Origin of the sequence: Pontibacter anaerobius, from assembly GCF_026241195.1 — a bacterium.
GTDB lineage: Bacteria > Bacteroidota > Bacteroidia > Cytophagales > Hymenobacteraceae > Pontibacter > Pontibacter anaerobius.
Genome location: NZ_JAPFQO010000006.1, coordinates 73075 through 88528 on the forward strand (window position 1 = coordinate 73075; position 15454 = coordinate 88528).

Consider the following 15454-nt stretch of genomic DNA (forward strand, 5'->3'; position numbering starts at 1 on the left):
TTGCCTTTAATCTTACTTTAGTGTGCAGCGTATGGCGGGAGCCTGCATAGGCACGTGGTTTCTGCCTACTACTGCCAGTACGCGCTCACCGCGCAATACAGCTTCGGTTAGGAGCCGATACATGTGCAGATCACGGAACTCGCTGATGTGGCGGTTTATTTCATTGGTGAACTTCCCGCCGGTTTCCTCTCCGTTTCCTCCTGGTGTAAACCAAGCTGTTGGTGCCTGCCACCACTCGGCCAGCGCTGACCAATACTTCTCAAACGCTGGCTGCAGAGAAGCTGTATCGGGTAAAACATCTGCAAATGCGGGCAGCATCTGGCTTGCCTTTGGCAGTAGTTGGGCAATGGCGGCTTTTACTTGTTCTTCGTTCATCCCTTTTCGCTCCCATAGCCTACTGGACTCCCGAAGTATAAAAAATAGCTTTATCTGCTCTGTCGTGAATTTTTTCAGGGATAACAGATAATTTACCTCGTCCTGTGGCCCTGGCTCCAACGACTGTGCTTTTATACTTTCTATCTTGGCCAGATAACGGACATAACCAGATTCTCCCAGTTTTGCTATCGTCTCGGCGCCTGTTGCTGCAGTACCACGGTCTGGGCCTTCAAAAAAAGCGATAGTAGGTTTCAGTTCCTGCCATGACTTTCGTATTTCCGCGAACTGTGCGTCATCCGGGTTGGTAGAGTGAGCCGCGCCAAGATAGCGGAGTTGTCCGCCAGAGGGTATCGTAATGGCTAAAGACCACTCTGTTTCAGGTGTTTCCTGCCAGGTTTAGTAAGAAAGTAGCTTTTCATGGCAAGGTACATTATCCGGGTGCTGCGCACAAGCTTTGGACGGCTGAACCATGTGCATAAAGGATATTAACACCAACATGATATATGAAGTATTCTTCATGATTAAATAAGAAGGTGGTTTTATTGCTCGCTAAGAACAGGGTTTTAATCCAGAAAAAAGGGGTTGTACTGGTAAGGCGGGGAGGGTAGGGAAAAGGAAGTGTTTTTGACGAAGCCTTTATTAGGGTAGGCTCCGTCAAATTCACTCATCAAACAAACAACTAAACAAACACTACTACAAGTATAACCTGAGTCGGTGTAATATTATTGTGATACAATAGTTTTATTCTGTACTAAGTGGCGGTTGTTGGGGAAGCTGGCTGAGAAATTTTAACTACTCAGCCAGCTTTTTAATTTATACTTGCCTTAGCGGCGCTTCACGCTGCTTGGGCCAGAGCTGTCGATGATGGTATCGGATGGGTTGCCGCGGTAAACGATGCGGCTAGTGCCTGAGGCGTCGGCGCGCAGGGTGTTAGTAGCGAACACTTCTGCCACACCGGCTCCGGTTACGTCTACATCCACATAGCGGGCCTCCAGTTTGTCAGCGTCTACACCGCACGCCCCGGTAGCATCAAGTTCAAAACGGTCAGCTTTGCCGATAAATTTGCTGATCGTAGCGCCGGAAGCATCCACAGTCAGGTTACGCACGTTCAGGTTGGCCATCGTCTGGATGGCACCAGAGAAGTTCATGCGCAGGTTATCCGTTTTTATACTTCCCATATCGGCTTTTATCGCTCCGTTCAGTTCAATCTTGCTATAGTCCGGAGCAGTGATCTGGATAAGCACCGGGTCGCGGTCATCAAACAACCGGAAGAACTTTTCCTCTGTACTGATATCTAGTTCATCGCCATTCTGATCCAGTTCAATGCGCTTCATCTCATCTTCGCCGGCGCGTACGGTTACGCTGTAACTATCGCCCTGGCGCAGCTGCACATGATACGGACCACTGATGGTAACACGCTTGAAGTCACGGAAGTTGAAGCTTCGGGAGTTGCTGCTATATTCGTTTTCGTTCAGCAACACACTGCCGCTCATTTCTATGGAGCTCATGTCATCATCCATGTCGATGTCCACGTTAAAATCATCGGTATCTGTCTCAGTGGATAAAGTATCAGTGGCACAGGTAAGGCACACCAGGCGGTCACCGCTTACTTTCCAGGTGTTGCGTAAAACTTTCTCACGGTCATAGTCTCCCTCCAGTGCAGCGCTAGGCAGCAGGTAAAAGAAGCTTCTGGTCATGCGCAGTGGCTTGTCTTTTGGTAATTTAAGTATCAGGTTAAGCTCCTGATCGCGGAAAGCGGCATCCTCCTTAAACTCATAGCTATCGTCGAAACGCAGGGTGGAGTCGTTCAGTACGGTGCGATAGGTTATCATACGTGCGTTTTGCTTGGCTTCTTCCTCTGTTTTGCCTTTAGCCTCCACGCGCTGTACAATCTCCACGTCTGAGCCGCTGTTTTCCTGCACCTCCACATAAATATGGTCGTAGTCCAGGCCCGTGTCGTAGGCATCCAGGGTAAGGGTGCCAAAGTTGCTTACAGGTACAGTTTTGGTTGTGATCACCTCACCGGTGCGCCGAAAGTTGTTGCTGAACATCATGATCGTCGCGATCATGGTAAATAGCGCCACCAGCCACACGCCAAACATTGACCAGCCCACAATTGGCTTCATGAAGGTTCTCTTTATCAGCAGGCTTACTCCCAGCACGATCAGCAGTAGAAGCGGAATTAGCCCTACAAAGAAGCCTGCCACCAATCCGAGCCTGGGAAAGCCCCCGAGCATGACGGAGGCCGGAAAATCACCTAAAACGATGTACTCAGACTGATCTATGACACCAAGTGATACAAAAAGCGTGGAAAGGAGCGCGATGGTAAGGCCGATGGAAACCACCAGAAGTATAACCCCGGCTGCCACGCGAATCAGGGTGATCAGGAAGGCAAGTACAGGTCCCAGCGCACGTCCGAGCCAATTGATAACCTGGGCGACCAGGCGGATCGGCAGCAGGATGATCTTGGCCAGCGGGCTTTCCTCACCGTTGCTGTCGCGCATGTTCAGGTTGTCCTTCAGGGTGCGCTCAATACCTGCCAGCGTTACCGGGTCGCCCTGCATCTGCATGCGCTCCGTCAGGGTTACCGCCTCGGGCATGGCTATCCAGAGTACGATATAGGCAATGATGCCGAAGCCACCCAGGAAGATCGAGATCAGGAAAATCAGCCTCACAACAGCCACATCCACCCCGAAATACTTGGCTATGCCGCTTGACACTCCCGCCAGTTTCTTATCCTCCGGGTCACGGAAAAGCTTACGTACCTTGGTTTCGGGCAGCAGGGTGCTCTCCGGCATGGCTATCCAAAGTATAACATAAAGGATAACGCCTGTTGCGGCCGATACACCTGCTGAAACGATGCCCAGCAGCACCAGCAGCACGAAGAACAGCCTGATCCAGAGCGGGTCTATACTTAGGTAGTTGGCAATACCGGACGACACACCGGCGATGACCTTGTGGTTTACGTCGCGGTACAGCTTTTTAGGGCCTGCCGTGGTGTGCGTATAGTTGGCCTCAGGGCCAGTTCCAGCAGCTGCGGCACCTGCGCCTGCATGGGTGTAAGTTTCCTCCTCCAGCGGTTCCTCCACCTCAAAGTCGGTCACGTTACCCATCCGCATGATCAGGTACTGCACGTCCTCCTGGGTAATCACCTGTTTGGCCGGCGATACTCTGGCGGAGAAAATCTCGGCAACGCGGGCTTCGATGTCGGCTACAATCTCCTCGTGCCCCTCATAGTTAGAAAAGTATGTTCTGATAGAGGCGAGGTAGCGGTTAAGCTGCTCATACCCATCTTCCTCGATCTGGAAAATGATGCCTTGCAAGTTTATACTTATATTCTTTTTCATGATTACTGGGCTTTCTTGTTTCGGATAATGTATTCTGTGGAGTCAACTAATTCGGACCAGGTGTTTCGGAGCTGTTCCAGAAACTCTTTGCCGGTGTCGGTGAGCTTGTAATACTTTCGTGGTGGGCCGGAGGTAGACTCTACCCAGTTGTATTCTAGAAGTTGCGCGTTCTTCAGGCGGGTGAGCAGGGGGTAGAGGGTACCCTCCACAACGATCATCTTGGCCGCTGTGAGCTCCTCCAACATATCGGACGCATAAACTTCACCACGAGAGATAATCTCAAGGATGCAGAATTCGAGAATTCCCTTCCTCATCTGCACTTGTGTGTTTTCTACTTTCATGATGATTCCGTTATAATGTTGAGGCAAAGATATAATAAGGTACTATGTAACGCAAGGTACTGTTTGATTTTCTTTACGCCCTTTTTTTATAATGGTTATCCTAGTGGGGATTTGTTATTATAAATGATTAATTTTGGATTAAAATAAATTGCGGCCGGAGTCAACTAAAACGGCCTGCAGTGTGTTAAGAGGGCACAAATGGCAGGCGGGAGGCGCAAAGGGGCGGCTTTGGTAAATGCAATAAAAATTTTTTCGCGAGTGATATAACCTATACTATCAAGGATGAACAATTTTCTGCTTCGTTGCCTGTTGGCGGCGGTGGTACTGCTCACATGGTCGGTGGCCGAGGCGCAGGTATCCACGCCAAAGTATAGCAATGAGTTCCTGAACCTGGGGGTGGGAGCCCGCGCGTTGGGCATGGGAAATGTGCAGTCGGCCCTGGCGGAGGATGCCACCGCCGGCTACTGGAACCCCGCCGGACTGCTGCGCCTGCCCAACAAGTATAACGTGAGCCTGATGCACTCGGAGCTGTTTGCCGGCATCGCCAAGAATGACTTCGCCAGTTTTGCCATGCCCCTCGATTCTGTGAGCGCCCTAGGCGTTTCACTCATCCGGGTGGGTGTGGATGATATTGCCGATACCCGCCGCCTGCAGAACGAGTACGGCTATATCCAGTACGACAGTATCCGTTTCTTCTCCGTGGCCGACTATGCCCTGCTGCTTTCTTACGCACGCAAGAGCAACCTGATCGAGGGGCTGCAGCTAGGTGCCAGTGCCAAGGTCATCTACCGCAACGTGGGCGATTTTGCCGATGCCTACGGCTTTGGTATTGATGCGGGGGCGCAGTTGCAGCGCGGCTCCTGGCAATTCGGCGTTATGGCCAAGGACATCACTACCACCTTTACCGCCTGGACCCATAACGTAGAGGAGCTGGAGGAGGCTTACCTGCAAACCGGCAACGACTTACCCGAGAATACCACTGAACTAACCCTGCCCCGGCTTATACTTGGGTTAGGCAAATCCTTCCGCTTTACCGATAACCTTACTGCCGCACTGGCCACCGATGTAGACTTTACTTTTGATGGCAAGCGCAACGTACTGTTCAAGTCTGATCTGATGTCAGTAGACCCGCATGTGGGGCTGGAGCTGGCGTACGCTAACTCTGTATTTGTGCGCGGTGGCCTTAATAATTACCAGGAAACGCAGAATTTCGACGGAGGTACCACAAAGCGTATACAACCTAATTTCGGGGTAGGCATAAAAACCGGGGGCTTGAACCTGGACCTTGCCTTATCACGCATCAACAACAGCGAGAGCAACTCGGCTGGCAGCCGCAACACCTCCTCTGTTATCGTTTCGCTTGGGTACGCATTCGATTAAAGTATAAAGTTTTAGCGAACACCTCATGTATAAGACTTTTAGCATGAAAAGATTTATAACGGCAGTTTTACTAATGGTGGCAGGCTTAACGGCAGGCGCAGCCCAGGCACAGGAACTGTACGGCAACGAGTGGATCGACTACTCAAAAACATATCACAAGCTGCAGGTGGTGGAGACTGGCCTGTATAAGCTGGACTATGAATACCTGCAAAAGCTCGGGCTAGCGAATGTAAACCCGCAACACTTGCAGCTTTTCCGCCGCGGTAAAGAGGTTGCCATTTACGTTGCCGGCGAGGCCGATGGCCGTCTGGATGCACAGGACTACATGGAGTTTTATGGCGAACGCAATGATGGTGTTCTCGATCAGGAACTTTACAAGAACCCTGCTCACCAGGTGCACCAGCTCCACAGCATGTACACCGACTCTGCCGCCTACTTCCTGACCATAAATCCGGCCGGTGGCAACAAGCGCATGCGCGAGCTGAACCCGAGCCCCAATGGGATGACGCCGGAGCCTTACCATTTGCAGAAGGCCACTCTGCTGCAAACAGGAACAATACAGCTCGGGAAGCCTTACGGTGCCAACCGAATGCCTTGGATGGATAGAGGAGAAGGATACTTCTCCAGCGTATCAGAAAGTACACTGAATTTTAATATTACCGGAATTACTAACGTAGTACCTACTGGCCCCAAGCCTTTGTTAAAGTATGCTATTGTTGGTCCTGATGATAAAACACATCGCATCGATATAAATGTTGTTAATGGGAGCCCCTATAAAATCAATACGGCCGATTACGGAGCATACGACTTTTATAAATCTCAGCATGAGCTGGAATTTGCGCATATCACCACATCACAAAATAGGGTTACCCTACAACTGGTTTCACAAGATGTTAACGGAAGTAAGGGTAAAGCCGGCTTAGCGTATGCACAAGTTACGTTTCCTCAGAAAAGTATTTATGCAGGTAAGTCCATGTTCTTGTACACCGACTCATTGCGCAGTGCCACTCCATACTTTGAGTTTACCAGTGCGCCAGCCAGCGTTATTGCCTATAATGTAACGGATCAGCAAAACATTGTACGAACTGCTGGGTATGTGAATGGTACAGCTAAAGGCTTTGTACTTAATGCTGGCCCAAATCAGCAAAAAGTGCTGCTAGCGAGAACCGATCAAGCTCTTATTCCTGTGGGCACCCCTAAGGCTGTAAACTTTCGGGAAATAAAACCAGAGGCATTTAATTTCATTATCGTAACGAACAAGTTGTTGATGCAACCTGCAGAGGGGAGTTCAATTCCTGCCCCTAAAGAGTATGCAGCTTACCGCAAATCAGCAGCTGGTGGAGCATACGATACCCTGCTCGTTTTTGTAGATGACCTGGCAGATCAGTTTCACTATGGGGAGTTTTCACCTAATGCTCTACGACGCCTATCAACTTACATGTTACAGTCTCCCCGCCAGAAGTTTATGCTGTACTTAGGCAAGTCGTTGGAACTGCGAAGGTTAAACTATAAATCTGCTGCGTCAAGAAGTCAGGACCTGGTACCTTCTGGCTTAGGAACCCATCCAGGTTCAGATATTCTTTTCTCAGCTGATTTCAGAAACAACAACTATGAACCAAGGATTGCGACAGGGAGAATTACAGCAAGGACCCCTGATGATATCATCGCTTACTTAAATAAACTCAAAGAGTATGAGGGAGTTGAAGATGGTGCGGAATGGCGAAAGAATATTCTTCAACTAGGAGGCGGCTTAAAGGTAGAAGAGATTGATCAGATTAATGGTTTTCTGAATTATTATGCAAGTATTGCTAAAGGCCCACTACTTGGAGCCAATGTTATTCAGAAAACCAGAAAAAACCTGAGTGAGGTGGTTGAAACAATGGATGTGTCTAAAGAGATAAATAACGGTGTTTCTTTGATCACATTCTTTGGCCATAGTTCATCCGGAACGGTAGACTTGGATATTGGGGTGCCTTCCAGCCCTCTTAGCAACTATAAAAACAAGGGCAAATACCCGGTAATGATTATGAATGGGTGTAACCTTGGCGAAATATTCTATACAAATACCTCGTCATTTGGAGAAGACTGGATTTTAACTCCAGATAAAGGAGCTATCGCTTTTATAGCGCATATTAATACTGGGTATGTTTCTGATCTCAACAGGTATAGTTCAAACTTTTATTCCGTAGCTTTTCAGGACCCCGACTTTTATGGGAAGACCTTAGGGGAGGTTCAGAGGGAGACGGTTAGAAGGGTGCAGCAGCTTTCACGATCTGGCATATCAACAGCAATGATGCTTGAAATGATTCTGCAGGGTGATCCGGCGGTTCGAATTTATAACCCTGATAAGCCTGATTACTTGGTGAAGGAAAATAGTTTTGAGCTAAAAGGTCAAAGAGGGGTAATGGCCAGTGCTGTTTCAGATTCCCTTGTTCTTTCTTTCGATGTACAGAATTTAGGTAAAGCGATTTCAGATTCATTGTATCTATCTGTTAAACGTACATTGCCTGACAATACGGTGATGGATACTGACTCTTTTAAAGTCGCACCAGTTTATAACAGCAGTCGTGTACAACTGACTTTGCCAAACAAAGGTATTGCTTCGAAAGGTATAAATACCTTTGAAGTAACTGTTGACAGCCGCCATGCTATTGATGAACTGAAGGAGGATAACAATACTGCGGTATATCAGCGATATATATCTGCTAGCGGCTTAACATTGGTAAAACCAATGAAGTATAGTATTGTAGAGGCAACGACGGTATCCTTAGCAGTACAGTCTGTAGTGGCTAATGAAAACAAAGGTGTTTATTTTGAAATAGATACAACCCATGCGTTCAACAGTCCCTGGCTTAAGAAAAACTCAAACACTAAGTCTGGTTTTGCCAGTTGGGATGTTAATTTAATCAACAGCGCATCTGATAGCATTGTCTACTACTGGCGCGCCCGTTTTGGCACCTATGAGACAGGTGAAGATACAGTGTGGGTTCAAAGTTCTTTCAGGCATATTCCTGAAGTACCAGCTGGTTGGTCTCAAAGCCACCGTGGGCAATTTACGGAAGCAACTCTAGACGGGATGAAACCGCTTGATCAGGAAAGAGGAGTTTGGGAGTTTGGCAAGATTCGGAAATTTATTGATATCAAAACGGCAGGTGGTGATATTCACTTCAACGATCCGCCATATGGCTTGTTTATAGATGGCAGGCAGCAGCTTAACTACTGGTGCGGTAACCCTACCTATTACAAGTATACCCAGCCCCGCTTTTATATCATCGTGTTTAATAATGTGACGCTGGAGCCAGTTACAGATTTACCTGGGCAGGTGATGTGTACCACTTACCCATATATTTTTGACACTGATGACTTAAGAAAACAAGTGAATATTGACAAGCTGAATTCATTTATCAATTCCATCCCGGCAGGCTACCATGTGGCGGTAATTGGGATGCAGAATATACCGTTTAATGATTTTACGGATGAGACGAAAGCAGCTTTCAAAAGTATAGGCTCTAAGTTGATCGATGAGCTAAGAACTGGGGATCCATTCGTCTTACTAGGCCAGAAAGGTGCAGCCCCAGGTACAGCACAGGAAAAAACATACTCTAAGGAAGAAGCTGAACGTGAGGGCGGCACACCAGCCTCCTCTCAAAGTATAGAATTAAACGTTACGCTGGAATCCAACCGCCAGACGGGTACGATAACTTCAACTGCGATAGGCCCGGCTTTAAAATGGGGTTCTCTGCACCACGATATTAAAGCATATGCTGGCGGAAACGACAAGTATACACTGCGCTTGATTGGTGTAAATGCAGCGGGTGAGGAAACGGTGCTAGAAAATAAGGTTACTTCCAGGGTACTGGATATTTCTCACATAGATGCGACTCTGTATCCAAACCTAAAGCTTTCTGCTTTCTTATCAGACTCAACGGCACGTACGGCGCCTCAACTGAAGGAGTGGTTTGTACTGTATGACCCGGTGCCGGAAGGAGTAATTCGCCCCGACCTGGTAAAAGCGAGTAGTGACGACCTTAGCCAACTAGCTGGAAGCGGCAATCTGACGGTGCCTATGGCTTTCCAGAACGTAACATCAACAGCTTTTACAGATTCATTGACAGTAGAGGTGGTGTTTAGTGGAGCAGGTATTTCGTCTACTACATCGCGTTTCAAGATAAAGCCGTTGGGAGCGAACGAGACAGTATACTTTAATCATGCTGTTTCTACGGCGGAGTTGGACGGAGATTATTCGATCAGTTTCTATGTGAATCCTCGCCTTGTGCTTGAGCAGGAGTATGCTAACAACATCTATGAGGTAGACTTTAAGGTGAAGTCTAAGCTGCACCCGATCATGGATGTGGCCTTTGATGGTATCCATATTTTGGATGGGGATATTGTTTCGCCTAGCCCGCTGATCAGCGTAACGGTGAAGGATGAGAACAGGCACGTGTTCCTGCAGGACCCTTCCCGAATGTCAATGGTGCTTATCTCACCGGAGGGGCAGGAAAAAGAGGTTGAGTTGATGGCGAATCAGGAAGTAGTTTATACGCCAGCCACAGAAGCCAATGACTTTAAGCTAGAGTATAAACCAGGTAAGTTGGAGGATGGCAAGTATACTTTACAGGTACGGGCTAAAGACGCTGCTGGAAAAGAGTCTGGCGTATCACCGTACAGGATTGGCTTCGAGGTGGTGAGCGAGTCAAGTATATCCAACTTCTATCCGTTCCCGAACCCGTTCTCTACCAAGACCAACTTCATCTTCACCATTACCGGTAGCACTATTCCGGAGCACATGAAGATCCAGATCCTGACCATTACCGGTAAGGTTGTGAAAGAAATTATGAAGGAGGAACTGGGCCCGCTGCGCATCGGTAACAACAAGACCGAGTATGCCTGGGATGGCACCGATATGTATGGGGATAAACTGGCCAATGGTGTATACCTCTACCGCGTGGTGATGAGCAAGGCAGAGGAGGACATGAAACACCGCAATACATTCGGAGATGGTACCTTCAAGAATGGCTACGGTAAGCTTTATATTCTGCGCTAAACTACTGCAGCTACAAGTATAAAAAGATAGGGCCGCTGATTCAGCGGCCCTATCTTTTTATACTTGCTGGACGTGTGCTACTTTCTTTCCAGCGTCAGGAAAGTATAGCTATACTTGTTCTTCTCGTCTGCCTCATGTGTTTCCTGCTCTACTACTTTCCACTCGTTTTCCGGTAGCTCCGGAAAGTAAGCATCGCCCTCGAAAGTATGATGCAGACGCGTCAGGTATACTTTATCGGCAAGGGGTAGGGCCTGCTTATATATGTTGGCTCCACCTATAATGCTTACCTGCTCCGCATCCAACTCCTGGCCTTTTGCAATAGCCTCCTCCAGCGAGTGTACCACCACACATCCCTCTGCCTTGTAATCCTTTTGGGTGGTGATGATAATGGAGGTGCGGCCCGGCAGAGGTTTACCGATAGCTTCATAGGTCTTACGGCCCATGAGCATCGGGTGGCCCATAGTAAGGCGCTTGAAGTGCTTCAGGTCTGCAGGCAGGTACCAGATCAGGTCATTGTCTTTGCCGATTACGTTGTTCTCGGCGGCGGCTACTACGATGGCTATCATACAGTTTATACTTCAAAATTAAAGCCTCGCAGCAAATCCTGCACCGGCATGCGCTTCTTGCCTTCCATCTGCAGGTCAAGTATAGATACAGCACCTGCGGCAGTTTGTATGTGCAGGAAGGTCTTGTTATCTGTGTGAAGAGTGCCCGGCTCCGAAGTATAAGCTGTATCCTTCAGCACCTCTACCTTATAGATCTTGAAGTTCTTGCCGTTCAGGTTTGCCCAGGCGGTGGGGTAGGGGCTAAGGCCTCTGATAAAGTTCCGAACCTGCTCTGCCGGCTGGTTCCAGTTGATTGCACAGGTATCCTTAAAGATCTTAGAGGCGTGTTTGGCCTCTTGAGATGTCAGCTGCGGTTGCGGCTGCACATCGCCGCGCTCTATGGCCTGCACAGTACGTAAGGCCAGGTCAGCTCCTTTATACTTTAGCTTCTCGTACAACGATCCAAAATCATCTTCCTCCAGAATAGGCACTTGCTCCTGGTAGATGAGATCGCCGGTATCAATCTCGTGCTTCAGGAAGAAAGAGGTAACGCCGGTTTCCTTTTCCCCGTTGATGATGGCCCAGTTAATAGGCGCTGCCCCGCGGTACTGCGGCAGCAGCGACGCGTGTATGTTAAACGAGCCAAGTTCCGGCATTGCCCACACCACCTTGGGCAGCATCCGGAATGCTACAATCACCTGCAGGTTAGCTTTGTAACTGCGCAACTCTTCCAAGAAAGCCTCTGACTTCAGGTTGGTTGGCTGCAGCACCGGTATACCCTGTTCCACGGCATACTCCTTCACCGGCGACTGGTTCAGCTTTTGGCCACGGCCGGCAGGTTTGTCGGGTGCCGTAATAACGGCGACCACGTTATACTTGTGTTCAACAAGTGTCTGCAGGGTGGGCACCGCAAAATCCGGTGTCCCCATAAACACGATGCGTAAGTCTTTCATCTTTAGTTAAAGTCTGGGTAAAGCAGGTACTGCTTGCGCTTGGTTTTATAGTCGGATAAGGCTGGCTGCCAGCTGGCACGGATCTCAGCCTCTGTCTTGCCGGAAATCACCTGCTCGCGCAGCTTAGAGGTGCCCGCCAACCTCTCAAAGAAGCTGTTGAAGAACTTATCCTTGTTAGTGGAGTTCTGGTACATGTCCAGCAGGTATGCCAGGTCTATCTTGTCGGCCACCTCTACCTCTGTTAAGTCCTTGCCAAAGCAAACCACTCCCTTGTGCGGCGGATTGGTAGCACCTGGCGTACTAACAGGGGTAAAGCTGAAGTCCTTTTTCTGATAGTATGGGCTACCTATAAGCTGAAAAGGTGTTGGCGTTCCGCGGCCTACGCTCACGTTGGTACCCTCAAACCAGCAGATAGAAGGGTAAAGGGCAATGGCCTGCGCGTTTGGCAGGTTTGGTGACGGCTTTACCGGTAACTCGTATGGCATGCTATGGTCATAGTTAGCCATCGGGATGACGGTTAACTTTGCCTGCCGCTGCCCCTCCAGCCACTTCTCGCCGTTTATCATCTTAGCCAGTTCGCCTACAGTGAGGCCGTGCACGATCGGGATGGGGTGCATGCCCACAAACGATTTCTGCTCAGGCTCCAGCACCGGACCATCCACGTAGTAACCATTCGGATTTGGGCGGTCCAGTATCACTACCTCTTTGCCATTCTCAGCGGCAGCCTCCATTACATAGTGCATGGTGCTGATATAGGTATAAAAGCGCGTGCCCACATCCTGTATGTCAAACAGCAGCACATCGAGGTCTTTCACCTGCTCCGGCAGCGGTTTTTTGTTGTTGCCGTAGAGGGAGATGATCGGAAGACCGGTCTTCGGATCGTTTCCGTCTTTGATGTGCGCACCTGCATCGGCCTCACCTCGGAAGCCGTGCTCCGGGGCGAAAATCGTTTTTATTTCTACGCCGCGGCTCAGGAGGGTATCCACCAGGTGCGTGTCGCCGACAGTAGAAGTTTGGTTCACGATCATGCCGATGCGCTTACCCTGCAGTTGTGGCAAGTATAACTCCAGTTGCTCGGCGCCTGTTTTCAGGGGTTGTGCCATTGGTTCAGGAGCTGTGGCAGTGGTTGGCGTTTGCTCAGGTGCTGTGGTAGGCACTTGTTTCGAGTTGCAGCCGCCAAGCGAGAGCAGCAGCGATGTGGAAAGGTATAGGATAGGGTGTGTCATCTTTTTTGTAAGGTAGAAGTCAAAATTCATACCTATCTTTAAGGCTGTTAATGTGAATTAAGGCGAGTGAACATCTCCAAATACATATCCGATAAAATATCAGAAGTGCAGACCGGCTCATTTACGCAGTCGGTTACAAAAATAGCAATTATTAGCATAGCCGCCGGTATTGCTATCATGATTGTGTCTTTTGCCATACTGGAGGGTTTCCGGAACGAGATTCGGGACAAGATCTTCAGTTTTGGGGCGCACCTGCAAATCAGCAAGTATGACACGAACAATTCTTACGAAGGGGCTCCCATCAGTTACAACATCGGTGTTACGGACTCTATTCCAGGTATAAAAAAAGTACAGTCCTTTGCCCGCAAAACCGCGATCATTAAAACCGAGGATGAGGTGCTGGGCGTGGTGGTGAAGGGCGTGGGGGAGAACTACGACCTCAGTGCGATGGAGCAGAACCTGGAAGGCGGAGAACTAATGGCGTTTACGGATTCTGCCTCCTCGAAAGACGTACTCCTGAGTCAGGCGATTGCGAATAAACTGCACCTTAAAGTGGGCGACGAGGCCATCTTTTACTTTATACAAAACCCGCCACGCGCCCGAAAACTGAAGGTAAGCGGAATATACAACACTGGTCTGGAGGAGTTTGATGAAGTATTCGTACTCGGCGACATAAAGCTGATCCGTGAGCTCAACAACTGGCCCGATACGTTGGTAGGGGGCGTGGAAGTGGTGCTAAAGGATTTTGAGCAGATAGACCAGGCGGCAGAGCTGGTGTTCGAAAGTATGAATTATGACCTGCAGTTGGAGAAGATAACCGACCGCCACGCCCAGCTTTTCGACTGGCTGAAACTGCTGCAGAAGAACGTGGTGATTTTCCTGGTGCTGATCATCTTTGTGGCTACTTTTAACATGGTTTCCACGGTGTTTATCATGATTATTGAGCGGATCAACATGATTGGTGTTCTGAAAGCCGTAGGAGCCACGGATGCGCAGATCCGTCAGGTTTTCTATTTCCGGGGGCTAAAACTGACGCTCAAAGGAATGCTGTGGGGTAACCTTATCGGAATCGGTTTCTGTGCCTTACAATACTATTTCGAACTGATTCCGCTGGACCCAGAAAACTACTACATGGACCGCGTGCCGATCAGTTGGAACTTTGGGATGATTCTTATTCTGAATGCCCTTACCCTGGTGTTGACTATGCTGGCCATACTTATACCTGCCGCCATGATTGCCCGCATCAAACCAGTGAAAGCGATTAAGTTTGATTGATTTCAGGAGTCACTCAAGAGCCTGATTAAAAAAGAGCGGCGCCTAACCCAGCCAGGTTAAGCGCCGCTCTTTTTTATACTTTGAATCTAGTGTTAAGCCCCGATCTCTGCATTTGTCGCCCTACCGTTTGGTTGTGAAAGCACTTCACGGCGTGGCACTGGCATGGCAATGCCATTTTTTTCGAAGGCAGCTTTGGCGCGTTCATTCATGTCCCAGAACAGGCTCCAGAAGTCCTCTCGCTTGCACCAGATGCGGGTGCTGATTGTGATGGCGTGCTCCGCAAAGTTTGTGACAACTATAGCAGGCGCAGGCTCCTGCAGCACACGCTCATCCTGCGCTATCAGTTCCTGAAGCAGCTGGCGCACTTTTCCAATGTCGTTGTTTACAGAAACGGTAAAAAGCAGCTCCACCCGCCGCGTTGCCTCTACAGAGTAGTTCACAACCACGGTGGAGGCCAGCGGGCCGTTCGGCATGTAGATGGTTTTGTTGTCAGCTGTTTTCAGAACGGTATTAAAGATGTTGATGAGTTGCACGGTACCTCCCTGGCCCTGTGCCTCAATATAATCGCCAACCCGGAATGGCTTGATGGTAAGTATAAGTACTCCGCCCGCAAAGTTGGAGAGGCTTCCCTGTAGGGCCAGGCCAATGGCCAGACCGGCAGAGCCCAACACAGCAATGAAAGAGGTCATCTCAACACCTAATTGCGCAATCACCAGCACAATCAGCAACACCCACAGCGAAATGTTAACGATACTACTCAGGAACGGCCGCAGCGATTCGTCCACGCCTTTACGAAGCATCAGGCTCTTTACCAGTTTGTTTAGCCGTGTAATGATCCAGGTGCCGATCACCAGAATGAAAATGGCCACTAAAAGCTTTATGCCATACAGCACAGCAAAGTTCACGACCATTTCGCGCATAGAATCTATGTCCAATTCCATCTTGTTACTATTGGTTTTGGGTGAAAA

The 15454-nt window shown here is 49.1% G+C and carries 10 protein-coding genes; 3 read left to right on the forward strand and 7 right to left on the reverse strand.

Translation table 11 applies throughout. From position 1 onward, the window contains the following. Positions 1-12 precede the first annotated feature (12 nt). From OO017_RS09320 to OO017_RS09330, 3 genes are all read right to left on the reverse strand, one after another. Entirely contained in the window at positions 13-375 is a 363-nt protein-coding gene (locus OO017_RS09320; protein ID WP_266052209.1) for a hypothetical protein, read from the reverse strand. Between the two features lie 824 nt (positions 376-1199). After that, on the reverse strand, positions 1200-3722 hold the full coding sequence (locus OO017_RS09325) for a PspC domain-containing protein (protein ID WP_266052210.1): 2523 nt from the start codon (positions 3720-3722) through the stop codon (positions 1200-1202). Between the two features lie 2 nt (positions 3723-3724). Then, positions 3725-4063 (reverse strand): PadR family transcriptional regulator, encoded by a 339-nt coding sequence (locus tag OO017_RS09330; protein ID WP_266052211.1) that lies wholly within the window; start codon positions 4061-4063, stop codon positions 3725-3727. A gap of 282 nt (positions 4064-4345) precedes the next feature. On the opposite strand from OO017_RS09330, the gene OO017_RS09335 reads away from it, so the two are divergent. Next, positions 4346-5443, forward strand: a complete 1098-nt coding sequence (locus OO017_RS09335; RefSeq protein ID WP_266052212.1) for a putative type IX sorting system protein PorV2 — start codon at positions 4346-4348, stop codon at positions 5441-5443. Between the two features lie 73 nt (positions 5444-5516). After that, positions 5517-10487: a putative type IX secretion system sortase PorU2 gene (gene porU2 / locus OO017_RS09340; protein WP_500797067.1), complete on the forward strand. Its 4971-nt coding sequence runs from the start codon at positions 5517-5519 to the stop codon at positions 10485-10487. Between the two features lie 77 nt (positions 10488-10564). Here the strand turns inward: porU2 and OO017_RS09345 are convergent, their stop codons facing one another. The 3 genes from OO017_RS09345 to OO017_RS09355 are packed head-to-tail and all read right to left on the reverse strand — an operon-like array spanning position 10565 to position 13211. Further along, entirely contained in the window at positions 10565-11053 is a 489-nt protein-coding gene (locus tag OO017_RS09345) for a dihydrofolate reductase (protein ID WP_266052214.1), read from the reverse strand. 5 nt (positions 11054-11058) lie between these two features. Continuing rightward, on the reverse strand, positions 11059-11985 hold the full coding sequence (gene fmt / locus OO017_RS09350) for a methionyl-tRNA formyltransferase (protein ID WP_266052215.1): 927 nt from the start codon (positions 11983-11985) through the stop codon (positions 11059-11061). A gap of 2 nt (positions 11986-11987) precedes the next feature. Next, positions 11988-13211, reverse strand: a complete 1224-nt coding sequence (locus OO017_RS09355; RefSeq protein WP_266052216.1) for an exo-beta-N-acetylmuramidase NamZ family protein — start codon at positions 13209-13211, stop codon at positions 11988-11990. Between the two features lie 66 nt (positions 13212-13277). Between OO017_RS09355 and OO017_RS20015 the strand changes: the two genes are divergently transcribed. After that, on the forward strand, positions 13278-14486 hold the full coding sequence (locus OO017_RS20015; RefSeq protein WP_266052217.1) for an ABC transporter permease: 1209 nt from the start codon (positions 13278-13280) through the stop codon (positions 14484-14486). Between the two features lie 92 nt (positions 14487-14578). Here the strand turns inward: OO017_RS20015 and OO017_RS09365 are convergent, their stop codons facing one another. Then, positions 14579-15427 (reverse strand): mechanosensitive ion channel family protein, encoded by an 849-nt coding sequence (locus OO017_RS09365; protein WP_266052218.1) that lies wholly within the window; start codon positions 15425-15427, stop codon positions 14579-14581. Positions 15428-15454 lie beyond the last annotated feature (27 nt).

Excerpts from the sequence above, each read along its gene's own strand:
- OO017_RS09335 (WP_266052212.1), top strand. The coding sequence starts at position 4,346 with ATGAACAATTTTCTGCTTCGTTGCCTGTTGGCGGCGGTGGTACTGCTC.
- OO017_RS09320 (WP_266052209.1), bottom strand. The coding sequence starts at position 375 with ATGAACGAAGAACAAGTAAAAGCCGCCATTGCCCAACTACTGCCAAAG.
- fmt (WP_266052215.1), bottom strand. The coding sequence starts at position 11,985 with ATGAAAGACTTACGCATCGTGTTTATGGGGACACCGGATTTTGCGGTG.
- OO017_RS09345 (WP_266052214.1), bottom strand. The coding sequence starts at position 11,053 with ATGATAGCCATCGTAGTAGCCGCCGCCGAGAACAACGTAATCGGCAAA.
- porU2 (WP_500797067.1), top strand. The coding sequence starts at position 5,517 with ATGGTGGCAGGCTTAACGGCAGGCGCAGCCCAGGCACAGGAACTGTAC.
- OO017_RS09330 (WP_266052211.1), bottom strand. The coding sequence starts at position 4,063 with ATGAAAGTAGAAAACACACAAGTGCAGATGAGGAAGGGAATTCTCGAA.
- OO017_RS09365 (WP_266052218.1), bottom strand. The coding sequence starts at position 15,427 with ATGGAATTGGACATAGATTCTATGCGCGAAATGGTCGTGAACTTTGCT.
- OO017_RS09325 (WP_266052210.1), bottom strand. The coding sequence starts at position 3,722 with ATGAAAAAGAATATAAGTATAAACTTGCAAGGCATCATTTTCCAGATC.
- OO017_RS09355 (WP_266052216.1), bottom strand. The coding sequence starts at position 13,211 with ATGACACACCCTATCCTATACCTTTCCACATCGCTGCTGCTCTCGCTT.